The following is a 13,798-nucleotide window of genomic DNA, read 5'->3' on the forward strand; positions in this document are numbered from 1 at the left end:
CTCGGCGGCGCACTTCGACGAATGGTGCGCCGCATTCGGCGAACCTGGGCACTGGTTGATCCTGGTTCCTCAACCGCACTCGAGGTCAAGGGGGCATGGTATGGCCTGGGTCACTCGGCGACGGTGAGCACGATCTTCCCTGTGGTTCGGCCCTGTTCGATCAGTCGGTGTGCCTCGGCGGCCTGCTCCAGCGGCAGCACCGTTTCGACGTGCGGGCGCAGTTGATTCTTTTCGACCAGATCGGTCAGTGATTCGAGGTCCGCGCGGTCGGGTTCGACCAGGAAGGTGCTGGCGCGCACGCCGAGTTCGGCCGCGCGCTCGTCCATTCCGGGGGTCCATGCCGCCTGTCCGTTGACGAGAATGCCACCGGGACGCAAGGTTTCGAGCATGCGCAGCGCCGGATCGCCACCGTACATCTGGATCACGATATCGACATCGCGGACCGTGGCGGCAATATCGGTTGTCGTGTAGTCGATGGTCTCGTCGGCGCCGAGTTCGGCGAGGAAGTCGTGCTTGGCCGAGCGTGCGGTGCCGATCACGTACGCCCCGAACGATTTCGCAATTTGCACGGCGAGATGCCCGACCCCGCCTGCCGCGGCGGATACCAGAACACGCTGTCCGGGAGCGACTCTCGCGATGTCGACGAGCATCTGCCACGCCGTGAGCGCGGCCAGGGGCAGCGCCGCCGCCTCGGTGAAGCTCGAACCCGTTGGCATGCGGGCGAATTGGTGTGACGGCGCGGTCACATACTCCGCGTAGGCGCCCGCCGTGCGCGGAAACCACGGCATGCCGTACACCCGGTCGCCGGGCCGGAACCGGGTCACGCCGTAGCCGACCTCCTCGACGATTCCGGCGACATCCCAGCCATTGACGAAGGGCAGCGTCCGTGCATCGGTGTACGCCCGCCCTGCCCGGCTGAAGCAGTCGACCGGATTCACTCCCGCCGCAATGACTTTCACCAGCACTTCGGTGTACAGCGGTTTCGGCCGCTCGATCTCCACGAGTCGCATGGTCTCGGGCCCACCCCAGTGCTCCTGCTGAATGGCGCGCATGATCTGTCCTCTCGCCTTGACAATGTGGACGCTCGTCCTAAGTTTTCGAAGGGTCGGTGTGTCCGCAGGTCGGCCGATTCTGTGCCGACTCGGCACTGCAATTCGCCTCTCCGATAGTGGTGGGGTCTGCCGATTGCGGTGTTAGTTGGTGCCGATGATCGGCAAACTTAGTGGACAGTCGTACTATTACTTGGGAGCAGTTTCCTGTCAATACCGTCGAACAACTAGACGATCCACCTAATTCTGTGCAAAACAATCAGGACAATCGTCCGTCGACTATGCTCGACCTCGGACGAAAGGCAGGTACCGATGACCGTCGAGACCAAGGTCGACAAGCGTTTGGAGCGCGGTGAGCGATCCCGGCGCATCATCCTCGACCGCGCCATGGACATCGCCTCGGTCGAGGGCCTGGAAAGCCTGTCCGTGCGGCGTCTGGCGACCGAACTCGACCTCAGCAAGAGCGGTGTCTTCGCGCACTTCGGCTCGAAAGAGGAACTCCAGCTCGCCACCGTCCGCGCGGCCGTCGAGGTCTTTGTCGCACATGTGGTGAAGCCCGCGCGACGCGCGCCCGCTGGTATCCGTCGCGTCCGCGCGCTCGCCGAGTCCTGGCTGGACTATGCCGCGAAGCCGTACTTCAGCGGTGGCTGCTTCTTCCTCTCCGCTGTCGCGGAATTCGATGCCCGCCCCGGCCGGGTGCGCGACGCCGTGGCCGCATCGCGGCGAGACTGGTTGCGGCTCTATGAAACCACCGTCGCCGATGCCATCGACCTAGGTGAGATCGTCGCCGATAACGCGCCCGCCGACCTCGCCTTCGAACTCGACGCCATCGCACGCACCGCGGCCCAGGATGCGCTGCTGTTCGGCGAATCGGCCCCCTACGACCGAGCCCGCCGACTCCTCGCCGCGCGACTGGACACCGTGTCGACGCACCGGCCCGCCAGCGGGACTTGACGGTTCGCTCGCTGCGTCGACACCGGTGCACCTATCCTGGGGAGAAACCCCAGGGGAGGCCGAAAACCTATGGCACGGGTGCTGATCTGGCTGCGGAACAATATCGACGGTCTCGTCGCCTTGGTTCTCGCGGTCATCTTCGGTGTGATCTCGCTGATCGATATCGGCTTCTTCGATGCGGATCTGATCAACGCCGTCATCCTGCTGGTGCTCGGTCTGCTGGCCACCACGCTGCTGCGTGATCGGCACCTGTCGGCCAAGGCGATTCGGGATTCGAATTCGGTGCAGCTGCTGTACGGTCCGGAGATCGGGCACGCGCATACCCTCGCGCGACGCGGCACCGAGCAGTGGCTGTTCAAAGGCGGCACCGGAACCTATCTGCGGGCCGTCACACTGCGCGAATGCGTCGAAAACGCCCGCCGCGAACAGCGTCCGCTGCGGATCCAGGTCGAGGTCCTCGACCCGACCAACGAGCAGCTGTGCAAGACCTACGCGCAATTCCGCTCGTCGCTGGTACCGGAGGCCGACCGCACCGGCGAACTGTGGACCACCGAACGCACCCGCAAGGAGTCCTTCGCGACGGTGCTCGCCGCCTGCTGGTACCGGCAGCGCTTCACCTTCCTGACCATCGACGTCGGTCTGTCGACGGTGATGACGACCTTCCGCTGGGACCTGTCGTCGAGTTGCGTCATTGTCACCCAGGACAATCCGAACACCCCGGCCCTGATGTTCGAACGGGACAAGCCCTACTACCGGGACTTCAACCGGGAACTGGTGGCGAGTTTCAAGCAGGCCAGGCAGGTGCCGCTCAGCCGCAGCGAGGAGCTGCCGCTGGCCGATGAGCCGTCCGTCGATCAGACCCGCGGGCTGTTCGATGCGCTCGGACTCGCACTACCGGCGTCCTACACCGATCGCGATGTCGCCGATATCGTGCGCCGCGCGCTACAGCCGAGGAATCCGTACTGAATGAACGACTACGATCGTCTCCTAGCGCTGATCGGCTCCGACGCGGCGGGGCGCGTCACGTCGAGCGAGCGGCGCGCGGTCGCCGGCGATACCGTGCGCCGCTGGACCTACGACCTGATGACCGGTGTACTGGGCGGTCGTGTCGAGGTCACCCCGGTCCGGCATCCGTTGGGATTCCTGTGTTTTCCGGTCTGGCGCGGCGGCGGTCGCGGCGTTTGCGTGCATGTCTGGACCGCTGGTCTGCGCGCCCAGCCGACGACCTCGCCGATGCACGCGCACAGTTGGGATCTGCTGAGCGCGGTGCTGTACGGCCGGGTCGGCAATCAGATCCTCGATGTGACAGGCGCTACGGATCGGCCGACGCACCGGATATTCGAAATCCACAGTGCCGCCGACGGTGATGTGGTGCGCGCGACCGCACAACTGGTCACCAGCCGCACCCGATCGACCGAGCATTTCCACTCGGGCGAGGTGTACACGTTGCCGCACGGGGTATTTCATGTCTCCGACGTACCGGGCGAGGCGGCCACCGTCGTGCTGGGTGAGGCTCGACCCGGCCGACCGGACCGATCGCTCGGTGGCCTCGCCACCGCCGACCACTGGGTACACCGAACCGCGTGCACCACAACCGAAACCCGGCAGGCCGCCGAGACCGTGCTGGATCATCTGAGTACCCTGCCGGAACAGCTGGAGGACCGATGCGAGCGAGCGACGTGATGAATCTAGCTGTCCCCCAGGTGAATCGGACCGATTCGATCCGGATCGGGTCATTGCGCGAAAAGCCGCCGGACGCGATCCTCGCGCTCGCGCTGTCGGTCGCGATCGAGGCGGCGGTCGAGGCGGGTCGGGCGATTCGTGCGGGTCTGGCCGGATCGCTGACCGTGCGGATCAAGGATGCGGCCGGTGATCTGGTCACCGATCTGGATGTACGCGCCGAACATCTCATCATCGGCCATATTCGTCGGGCCTTTCCCGAGCACCGCATCCTGGCCGAGGAGTCGGGTCTGGACGGGATGGACGATTCCTGGTGCTGGGTCGTCGATCCGCTGGACGGCACCAATAACATTGCCATCGGACTGCCGGTCTGCACCGTTGGCATCGCGCTGTGCCACAACGGAATCCCGGTGCTCGGCGTCATTCACGAGCCGGTATCGGACCGCACCTGGTCGGCCGTGCGCGGCGGCGGCGCGAACGGACCCGGCGGCCCGATACACCGCCCGGCGCATCGGGCCAGCGAATCCGCGCCGACCCTGGCCTGGCTGCAGGGGTATCCGGTGGGCCGCACGGACGCGGCCGCGCGTGCCCTGCGGCTGTCCCTGGAATCCGGCTCGCGCCGCCTGATCCAACTCTGGTCGCCGCTGCTGTGCTGGGTCATGCTCGCGCGCGGCGACATCGACGGCTTCGTCGGCTATCGAGCTGGTTTCGTCGATCTCCCGGCCGGAACCTTGCTCGCTCGCGAATCCGGTCTGCATCTCACCGATTTCGACGGCGCGCCGCTCGATGATCGCCTCGATCTGCCGACCGGGGAGGTGAACTTCATTGCTGCGAGCGCCGAAATGCTCCCGGACCTGACACTACTGGTGAAGTCGGCCGCGGATGTCACCGTCACCGGTCTGCCGGGCTGAGCCCGAACTGCGGCTATCCGGTCACGAGTAGTGCCGCGACCGCTCCTGCCGTCGCGACGGTTGCCAACCCGAGGCCGGTGAGCACGAACCGCAGCATCGGCACCCGCACCCCGTGCTTCCGGCAGAACTCCAGGCACAGCAGCGTGGCCAGCGACGCCCACGGCGTCACAATCGGCCCGATATTCGTGCCGATCAACAAGGCGAGCAACTGATTGCCATGACTTTCGGGAATGACCGCCTCACCTGCCGTATAGGCGGGAAGATTATTGGCGACATTGGATAGTCCGGCCCCGGCCCCGGCCGCGCGGAAGGCCCCGACAGTGCCGGAGTCGTCACCGATCAGCGCGCGCATCGCATCGGCGAGACCGAATCGGCTCAGCGTCGGCACCAGCAGGAACAGTCCGACCACGAAAACCAGGAGCTGCCAGGGGATCAGCGACCAGCGCAGCGAGGATCGGTCCAGGATCGCGAAGGCCGCCACCGCGATAGCGGCGGCGAGGGTGGCGGCGATGCCGATCCGGTCACCCACGAACGGTATGGCCAGGATGAACAGCAGACATGCGCCCGCCGTCGTATAGAGCAGCGTGCGCTCACCGGCGTTCGCCGGGCGGATCGGTTCCGGCGGCACGTATCGGTCGGTCTCGCGTTGACCGCGCCGCCAGTACCAGATCCATAGGCACACCATTGTCGCGGTGATCGATACCAACTGTGGCGCCCACATCCGCGCCGCGAAATCGGTGGCGCGCAAGGCGACTCGATCGGCGGCGAGGAGGTTGGTGAGGTTGGAGACCGGCAGTAGCAGACTCGCCGTATTGGCCAGCCAGAGTGTGGTCATCGCCAACGGCAGCGGTGGAATGCGGGCCGGTGTGGCCAGCGCGAGCATGACCGGGGTGAGCAGGACGGCGGTGGTATCGAGATTGAGCAGTGTGGTGGTCGCCGATGCGAAGAGCACACAGAGCAGGAACAGCGCCGGATAGTAGCCCCGGCCCAGAATGGCCAGCCGGTGGGCGATCACATCGAAGACCTTCGCCTGTCGGGTGAGCTCTGCGAGAATGATCACACTGCACAGGAACAGCAGCAGTGGCCCGATGCGGCGCATATTGTCGGCGGCCTCGGCGCGCGGCAGCAATCCGGTTGCCACACACAGCAGCCCGGCCGCGAACAGTCCGAGCCGGACCCAATCCAGCGTGCTCAGCCCCCATCTGGGCGGCGACGCGGACATCAGGGCACTCGACGGCGGGTTCTCCGCAGCGGAATCGACCTGTTCGGACACATGTCCCATCATGCAGCATATCGGCTGGGGCACTTCTCTATTCGCCTCGCGTCGTATTGATCTTCTTCCGTTTGGTGTGGCGACCCCTCGGGGCATACTGATGCTGTGACTTCGGGCGGGCGGCGGGACTTCTTTATCAGCTATTCACCGGCCGACGAGCGTTGGGCCACCTGGTTGGCCTGGCAGTTGGAGAGCGCTGGCTACACCACCCTCATCCAGGCCTGGGACTTTGTACCGGGCACGAACTTCATCGATTTCATGGATCGCGGCGTGCGCGATTCGGCGGTGGTGCTGGTCGTGCTGTCGGAGAACTATCTCGGTTCGTACTACGGAACCATGGAATGGCAGGCGGCCTACCGAACCGATCCGGGCAAGCTGATGCCGGTGCGCATCGCCGAATGCGCGCTCGAGGGCCTGCTCGCCACCATCACCTACCTCGATCTGGTGCGGGTGCCCAGCGCCGATGAGGCGCGGCGAATCCTGCTGGAGCGGGTCGGACATCTGCTCACGGGGCGGGCGAAGCCGCCGTCGGAACCGGGCTTTCCGCACGACGGCTCTGGCCGCGCGCCGGACCGCTTCGCCGCCGAAACCCTGTCGGACACTGTGGAATCCATGCTTCGCCGCCGCACACCGGTGACGGCTCCGGCGTTTCCCGGCGCCGCACAGCGCGATGAGCAGCGCACCGGCGTTTCGGTGCTGCATGTGGCGGGACCGCGATTCGGTCGCGGCCTGCTGGGCCCGGATGAGCCCAGCACCGCGGCCGAACTGCAGGCGCGCATCCATGCCAATGTCACCCATCTGGTGAATCAGGGTGTGGCCAAACCGGATCTGATCGTGGTTTCCGGCGATATGACCGAATCCGGCCGTCCGCGCGAGGTCGACGAGGCGCTGACCTTTCTGAGCGGTCTGCGCACGCTCCTCGGTCTCGGTCCGGATCGGCTGATCGTGGTGCCCGGCAATCACGATGTGTCCAAACCCGCCTGCCATGCGTACTTCCTGGGCTGCGAGGCCCGCGATCGCAAACCGCAGCCGCCGTACTTCCCGAAGTTGGAGCAGTACGCGCGGATGTTCGCCGCGCTGTATCAAGGGCTGGATCACCTCGTCTTCGATGTCGGGCAGCCGTGGACGCTGTTCCCGATTCCCGAATTGCGCGTCGTGGTGGCCGGATTGAATTCGACCATGGCCGCGACCCATCTGCCCGAGGACGACTACGGTCGGATAGGGGAACCCCAGGCGGCGTGGTTCGCCGAGCGGCTGCGCCCGTTCGAGGAGAACGGGTGGCTGCGCCTCGGCGTCATCCGGCACGATCCGCTGCCCGGTGCCGGCACGCCCGCACATGATCCGGATCTGCTGCGCGACGCCGACACCCTGTCGCGGCTGCTCGGCAGCCGGTTGAATCTGCTGATGCACGGCCCGGGCCCCGGTGGGCCGCATCTGGATCGGCTCGACGGCACACTGCCCGTGCTGCCCGCCGCCGCGCCGGGCCGCGATGAGATCATCCAGCTCACCGCCGCTGGACTGGCCCGGTTTTCCGGGCGGGGTGATACGACCGGACAACTCGAGCTCGACTGGCTGAAGACCGCGGCCGCGCTGCCCACGGCCAAACAACCCGAACTCCCCGGTCCGGATGAGCCCGAACTCCCCGAACCGCCCGCCGAGGCCCCGGCGGTCGACCCCCACGGGCGGCTGCTCGAGCGCGTCGCCGAGGTATGCGAAACCCGCTATCCCGGTGCGAAGATCCGCCGCGTCGAGGTGGAGCCGCCGCATCTGCTCATCACCAGGGAGTTCGACGAGGTCATCGCCCAGTGGCGCATCGGTGTGCACGTCGGCGATATGACGCGCCAGGTGGTGGAGGACTTCCTCGGCCACGATCCGGAATACGGTTCCGAACTCGTCTATCGCGGTGCGGCGCCGCCGCGTTCACTGCGCGAGGAGGCGGCCAGCCACGGTCTGCGGGTGCGCAGCTTCACCGAATTCCAGGGCCTGCTCGATCTGGACGACTATCTCACCCATCAGGCCGCGCGGTTGCGTACCGATCGCACCTATCCGCCGGATCTGTATGTGCCGCAACGCTTCCGGATCCTGGAACACGGTGACCAACTGATCCGGGACGATCTGGTCGGTGAACTGATGAAGGTGGTCGCCGCCGACCACGGCAGATTCATCCTGATACTCGGCGATTTCGGCCGCGGCAAAACCTTCGCCCTGCGCGAATTGGCCCGGCGCATCACCGAAACCATGCCCGCGCTGATCCCGATCCTCATCGACCTGCGCGCACTGGATAAGACTCATTCGGTGGACGGTCTGGTCGCCGCACATCTGGCCAACCACGGCGAGGATCGGATCGATCTCAAGGCGCTGCACTACATGCTGCGCGAGGGTCGCGTGGTGCTCCTGTTCGATGGTTTCGACGAACTCGTCACCCGGATCAGCTACGACTTCGCCGCCGACCATCTGGAGACCCTGCTGCAAGCCGCGGTCGGCAAGGCGAAGATCATTGTGGCGAGCCGGACCCAGCACTTCGAATCCCGCGCCCAGGTGCTCACCGCGCTCGGCGAAAGGGTCGGTCTGCTCCAGGATCGACGGATCGTCAGCATCGAGGACTTCGCCCCCGCGCAGATCCACGCCTTCCTGACCAACCGCTACGGCGGCGATGTGCGTCGCGCGGATGCCAGGATGGGGTTGATCACCGGTATCGAAGATCTGCTCGGACTCGCACAGAATCCGAGAATGCTCGGCTTCATCGCCGATCTGGACGAACGGCGGCTGCGCGCGGCCGCGGGCGCCAAGCAGGCGGTGGGTCCGGCCGGGCTGTACCGGGAGATCCTCGAATCCTGGCTGACCTATGAGGCCGACCGGACCGCGGGCGTCGCTGGCGCGCTGCCCGGGCTGCGCCTGCACGAATTGTGGCTGGGGGTGACCGCATTCGCACTGCGCATCTGGGAGACCGGCGAACCGTATCTGCGGCTATCCGAATTGACCGAGGTGGCAGCGGGTCTGGCCGAACTGACCGGGTCGACCCGAATGTCGGTGCAGCAGTCGGCGCATGCCATCGGCTCCGGCAGTCTGCTGGTGCGCACCGAGGACAACCTGTTCGGGTTCATCCATTCCTCGGTAATGGAATGGCTGGTGGCCAACCACATTGCCGAACAGTTCGAGGTCGGAACCGCAGCGCCCGCACAGCTCGCCCAAGCGCCCCTATCACAACTTTCGATCGACTTCCTCTGCGATCTCGCCGATAACCGGGCGCTGCGCGCATGGGCCGAAGCTGCGCTCGCGGACCAGGCGGCCGACGATGTCTCGCGCACCAATGCCATTCGGGTGACGACCCGACTGCGGACCGCGCCCACCGCGGACCTGCGCGGTGCGAGCCTGGCGGGGGAGGATCTGTCGTACCGGGATCTGCGCGATGTCGATCTCACCGGAGCCGATCTCACCGGCGCCCGGCTGGTCGGCACCAACCTGGACCGCGCCGTATTGCACGGTGCGCGGCTGGTCGGCGCGCGGCTCGATGAGGCCAGCCTGGTCGGCGCGGATCTCGGCGAGGCCGATCTGACCCGCGCGCGACTGGTGCACACCGATCTGACCGGATCGCGGGCCAGCGGCAGCCGCTGGACCCGCGCCGCACTGATCGACGTCACCGGCACCCCCAGCGGCACCGATCTGCGCGGCGCGGCCTGGGTGCCCGGGGTCGCGGCGCAGACCGAATTCGCCCCGGCCGCAATCGGAGTTCGGCACGGCTTCCACGCCAGACACGGCAGACTGCCGCAGCCGGTCGCCTACAATCCGGACGGCGGCACCCTCGCCATCGGCAGCGATGACGGCGGCGTGCTCATCTGCGATAGCGAGACCGGAAGACCGCTGCGCACGCTGCAGACACATCGGTCCAGAGCCTTCGCGGTGGCCTTCACCGAGACGGTGCTGATCACCGGATCCGGCGACGGCACCGTCGCCATCTGGGATGCCGCCACTGGTGAACTGCGCCGAATTCTGCAGGGGCACAAGAACTGGCCATGGCCCGTCGTACTGAGCCCTACCGGTGACCTGCTGGCCACCGGCGACGCCGAAGGGGTGCTGCGCCTCTGGGCGCTGCCGAGCGGCGAACTCCGCCACGAATGCCGCTCCGCCGCGAGCGGCCGAGAACTGATCTACAGCCTGGCGATTCACGGACCACTGGTCGCGGCCTCCTACCGAGACGGGACCGTACGACTGTGGGATATCGAAACCGGCAGGGAGACCGGCCAATTCCGCGGTTCGTCCGGCTCGGTGTTCCGGGTCGCGTTCAACCCGACCGGTGAGCTGCTCGCGGTCGGCGGCGTGGACGGCACCTTGGCGCTGTGGGATCCTTTGAGCTGCAGCAAGATTCGCGATCTGCCCGGTCACACCGGGCGGGTGTACACCGTGAGCTTCCATCCGAATCTGCCGATCCTGGCGAGCGGGGATACCGATGGGGGACTGCGGCTGTGGGATGCCGACACCGGTGCCGAACGACAGGCGCTCACCGATCACAGCGCCGCCATCTACTGGCTGGCCTTCGATCCGTCCGGTGAACTGCTCGCCTCGGGCGACAGCGCAGGACTGGTGTGCCTGCGCGTCAGCACGACCGGGGAACTGCGGCATCGGCTCACCGCGCACACCGGCTCGATCTGGCCGTTTGCCTTCCGCCCGGATGGCGCCCAACTGGCCATTACCGACGACCAATTCACCACCCGGCTCTGGGATCCGGTCACCGGCGCCTGCAAACACACGCTGACCGGTCACGGCCGCCAGGTCCGCACTGTCACCTTCAACGCCGACGGCACACTGCTCGCGGGAGTCGGCAACGACGGTGTGGTGCGGCTCTGGGATCCGGTGACCGGTCGGCTGGTCCGCAGGCTGATCGGCAGCGAGGATCGCCTGCTCACCTTCGAATCGGCGGTATTCAGCGCGGTGCGGCCGCAGCAACTCGGCATGGTCGGCAACGACGGGCGGCTCAGCCTGTTCAATCTCGATACCGACCTGTACGAGCGGCACATCAATGTCGAATCCGCGCCGATCTGGGCGATTGCCTTCGACCCCACCGGCGACTTCGTGGCCACTGCTAACGACGACGACACGGTGATCATCTGGGTGCGCACCACCGGTGCGCTGCACGCCGTTTGCGCTGAACATCGCGGGCGGGTGCGGTCCATCGCCTTCAATGCCGAGGGCACCCTGATGGCCACCGGCTGCGACGATTCCTTCGTCCGATTGTGGGATGTGCAGTCGGGCCGGTTCCTGCGCGCGCTGCGTGGGCATCGCGATCGGGTGTATGCGGTCGCCTTCCATGATGATCGTCTGGCCAGCGTCTCCTGGGACACGACCGTCCGGATCTGGGACCTCGAGTCCGGAACCGACTTGCATCAGCTGACCAGGCACACCGGCCGACTGTGGACCGCCGCGGTCGACCCGCACACCGGCACCTTGGCCACCGGCGGCGACGATCTGGTCGTCCGACTGTGGGATATCGCATCCGGACGTCATCTGCATACGCTCGAAGGACATAAGCGCCGGGTCTGGTCGCTGAGCTTCGACCCGTCCGGCCGGGTACTGGCCAGTGGTGGCGATGACGGGAACATCATCGTGTGGTCGCGTCCGCAGGATGACGTCGCGGTCGCACCGTCGATCCGGGCAATTCTGCTCGGTCTGTCCGAAGGTTGGGCGGCGCTCGCGCCGGATGGTCGCTACAAGTTCGACGGCAATACCGCCGGACAGTTCTGGCATGTCATCGGCATGTCGCGCTTCGAATCCGGGGAGCTCGACCCCTATCTGCCGGAGGTCGGGCAGCTCGCGGCCGACGCACCCTTCTGAGATCTGCCGCTTTCCCGGGTGGGGATTCGGTCCTGGGTGGCGGCCGCGCCGAGATTTTGAGAGACAGATAGTCTTTCTCTTGCAATGTTGCCGTCGGTGAGAGGGTTGGAGATGGCCGAGGTAGGACGCGCGGGGACAGCCGCTGTCGAGCTGGCGGAACTGCTCGGTGGTCGGTGCACCCCGGAGCAAGCGTGGGAGCTGTTCGACCGGTTGCCCGCGGCCAGGGTCGCGGAGGTCACGGTCGGGCGCTGGCGGGGCGAGGAGCTCGATACGGGACATCCGTTCGCCGGCGTGCTCGTCGCCTCGGGCTGGTACGGCAAACAGTTCGACGGTCCGGAATCGGTGCATCCGCTGTTGTTCGCCGACGCGTCGGGAAAGATCTTCGCCGTCGATCCGCGCCGGGTACCCCTCGGCCTCGCCGGTAAGGTACCGGTCGCGGGGGTCGAGGCAGTACGGAAGCTATTGCCGGTAATCGGTCCCGCGATCCGAACCCGCGGGCCCGCAGCCCGTTTGCGCGATATCGAGTACCGCGGCGTGGTCAGTGCCGCGATGGCCTACGACCACCTGCCGATCATCGACCACTTCCGGCGTGTCGATGCGGATACGCTGCTCGGGATCATGGATATGCGGGGAATGAGCGAGCCGTACTTCTTCGTCCTGCGCCGCTGACCAGCTGTTATCAGCGGGTTTCGGTTGGCGCGGTGACGATTTCCGGACCTATGCACGACCACGCGGCCTACCATGGAGTTGAGCCAAGGGAACCGATACATCCGCGCCCGCGGAATGTCCGTCCGGCGCGCAAGCACGGAGGGAGGCCCGCGTGGCCGAGCGCACGACGTGTCTGGTGGTCGGCGGCGGTCCGGCCGGGATGGTGCTCGGACTCCTACTCGCCCGCGCCGGTGTCGATGTGACCGTCCTGGAGAAACACAAGGACTTCCTGCGTGACTTCCGCGGCGACACCGTACATCCCACAACCCTGGACCTGTTGGATGAGCTGGGGCTGGCCGAGGAATTCGCGAAACTCCCCGCGCGCAAACTGAATACGATCCAACTACCGATCCGCGGTTCGGTGCAGATGGTGTTCAGCCTCGACCACCTGCCCGGCAAACACAAATACATCGCGATGGTGCCGCAGTGGGATCTGCTCGACCTGTTGGCGCGGGCGGCCGATCGCGAGCCGACCTTCCTGCTGCGCATGAATACCGAAGCGACAGGGGTGATTCGAGAGGGGCACCGGATCGCCGGGGTTGCCTACCGGACCCGCGACGGCGACACCGGTGAGATCCGTGCCGATCTCACGGTGGCCTGCGATGGCCGCGACTCGGTGCTGCGGGCCGCGGCCGGGCTCCGCTCGCACCGCTGGCCGACGCCGATGGATGTGTGGTGGTTCCGCCTACCACGCACCGATATCGACCCGGCCGGATTGCTCGCGCTGCTCAGCGCCGAACGCGCCGTGGTCATGTTGGACCGCGGCGACTACTGGCAGGTGGCCACCCTCATTGCCAAGGGCAGTGATGCGGTGGCCCGCCGCGGTCCCGTCGCCGACATCGTGCGCAGCATGGCCGACGCGGCGCCGTGGCTGCGCGATCGCGTGGCTGCGCTGCGCGACTGGGACGATGTGAAACTGCTCGACGTGAAGTTGGATCGCCTGGACAAGTGGTACACCGACGGCTTGCTCTGTATCGGCGACGCCGCCCACGCGATGTCGCCGGCCGGGGGAGTGGGTATCAACCTTGCCGTCCAGGATGCCGTCGCCACCGCGAGAATCCTTGCCACACCATTGGCTTCGGGCACGGTGACAACCCACGACCTCGCCAAGGTCCAGCGCCGCCGCAGCATTCCGACCTCCGTCACCCAGGGCATGCAACGATTCCTGCACGCCTTCGCGATTCGCCCCGCGCTATCCGGCCGAATCGATATCGCCAATGCCGACAGGACCCCCTTGGTGGTGCGGGTGCTGCGTCGAATCCCCGTGCTGCGGACCGTCCCCCCGTTTCTGGTCGCCCGGGGCGTACTGCCCGAACACGCACCCGCCTTCGCTCGGCGGCCCTGACGACCCGCGTCAGCGGCATCGGTTGGATGCATGCAGTGCAACGATGCAC

The 13,798-nt window shown here is 66.6% G+C and carries 9 protein-coding genes; 7 read left to right on the forward strand and 2 right to left on the reverse strand.

Annotated elements, in window-relative coordinates; genetic code table 11:
- Positions 1–110: 110 nt before the first annotated feature.
- Complete coding sequence (locus ACQP0C_RS15775; protein ID WP_433733638.1) at positions 111–1,052, reverse strand: NADP-dependent oxidoreductase; 942 nt, start codon at positions 1,050–1,052, stop codon at positions 111–113.
- A gap of 309 nt (positions 1,053–1,361) precedes the next feature.
- On the opposite strand from ACQP0C_RS15775, the gene ACQP0C_RS15780 reads away from it, so the two are divergent.
- The 4 genes from ACQP0C_RS15780 to ACQP0C_RS15795 all read left to right on the forward strand — a co-directional run bounded on the left by ACQP0C_RS15780 (position 1,362) and on the right by ACQP0C_RS15795 (position 4,594).
- Positions 1,362–2,003 carry a TetR/AcrR family transcriptional regulator gene (locus tag ACQP0C_RS15780; protein WP_433733639.1) on the forward strand — a complete coding sequence of 214 codons (642 nt, stop codon included), beginning with the start codon at positions 1,362–1,364 and terminating at the stop codon, positions 2,001–2,003.
- Between the two features lie 69 nt (positions 2,004–2,072).
- Positions 2,073–2,969, forward strand: a complete 897-nt coding sequence (locus ACQP0C_RS15785; protein WP_355178144.1) for a hypothetical protein — start codon at positions 2,073–2,075, stop codon at positions 2,967–2,969.
- Positions 2,970–3,686, forward strand: coding sequence for a hypothetical protein (locus tag ACQP0C_RS15790; RefSeq protein ID WP_433733640.1), 717 nt, complete (start codon positions 2,970–2,972; stop codon positions 3,684–3,686). It abuts the gene before it with no gap.
- Positions 3,686–4,594 carry an inositol monophosphatase family protein gene (locus tag ACQP0C_RS15795; protein WP_433733641.1) on the forward strand — a complete coding sequence of 303 codons (909 nt, stop codon included), beginning with the start codon at positions 3,686–3,688 and terminating at the stop codon, positions 4,592–4,594. Before ACQP0C_RS15790 ends, ACQP0C_RS15795 begins: the two co-directional genes overlap by 1 nt.
- A gap of 13 nt (positions 4,595–4,607) precedes the next feature.
- Here the strand turns inward: ACQP0C_RS15795 and ACQP0C_RS15800 are convergent, their stop codons facing one another.
- Entirely contained in the window at positions 4,608–5,876 is a 1,269-nt protein-coding gene (locus ACQP0C_RS15800) for an SLC13 family permease (RefSeq protein WP_433734565.1), read from the reverse strand.
- 96 nt (positions 5,877–5,972) lie between these two features.
- Here ACQP0C_RS15800 and ACQP0C_RS15805 point away from each other — a divergent pair, with 96 nt between their 5' ends.
- The 3 genes from ACQP0C_RS15805 to ACQP0C_RS15815 all read left to right on the forward strand — a co-directional run bounded on the left by ACQP0C_RS15805 (position 5,973) and on the right by ACQP0C_RS15815 (position 13,749).
- On the forward strand, positions 5,973–11,696 hold the full coding sequence (locus ACQP0C_RS15805) for a TIR domain-containing protein (RefSeq protein ID WP_433733642.1): 5,724 nt from the start codon (positions 5,973–5,975) through the stop codon (positions 11,694–11,696).
- Between the two features lie 111 nt (positions 11,697–11,807).
- Positions 11,808–12,365: a DUF4334 domain-containing protein gene (locus tag ACQP0C_RS15810; protein ID WP_433733643.1), complete on the forward strand. Its 558-nt coding sequence runs from the start codon at positions 11,808–11,810 to the stop codon at positions 12,363–12,365.
- A gap of 151 nt (positions 12,366–12,516) precedes the next feature.
- Positions 12,517–13,749: an FAD-dependent oxidoreductase gene (locus ACQP0C_RS15815; RefSeq protein WP_433733644.1), complete on the forward strand. Its 1,233-nt coding sequence runs from the start codon at positions 12,517–12,519 to the stop codon at positions 13,747–13,749.
- Positions 13,750–13,798 lie beyond the last annotated feature (49 nt).

The sequence above is a fragment of the Nocardia sp. CA-129566 genome, from assembly GCF_050956075.1.
Lineage (GTDB): Bacteria > Actinomycetota > Actinomycetes > Mycobacteriales > Mycobacteriaceae > Nocardia.

Bases quoted from the DNA above. Each gene is read 5' to 3' on its own strand.
- ACQP0C_RS15810 (WP_433733643.1), top strand. From the start codon at position 11,808: ATGGCCGAGGTAGGACGCGCGGGGACAGCCGCTGTCGAGCTGGCGGAA.
- ACQP0C_RS15790 (WP_433733640.1), top strand. From the start codon at position 2,970: ATGAACGACTACGATCGTCTCCTAGCGCTGATCGGCTCCGACGCGGCG.
- ACQP0C_RS15785 (WP_355178144.1), top strand. From the start codon at position 2,073: ATGGCACGGGTGCTGATCTGGCTGCGGAACAATATCGACGGTCTCGTC.
- ACQP0C_RS15800 (WP_433734565.1), bottom strand. From the start codon at position 5,876: ATGGGACATGTGTCCGAACAGGTCGATTCCGCTGCGGAGAACCCGCCG.
- ACQP0C_RS15795 (WP_433733641.1), top strand. From the start codon at position 3,686: ATGAATCTAGCTGTCCCCCAGGTGAATCGGACCGATTCGATCCGGATC.
- ACQP0C_RS15775 (WP_433733638.1), bottom strand. From the start codon at position 1,052: ATGCGCGCCATTCAGCAGGAGCACTGGGGTGGGCCCGAGACCATGCGA.
- ACQP0C_RS15780 (WP_433733639.1), top strand. From the start codon at position 1,362: ATGACCGTCGAGACCAAGGTCGACAAGCGTTTGGAGCGCGGTGAGCGA.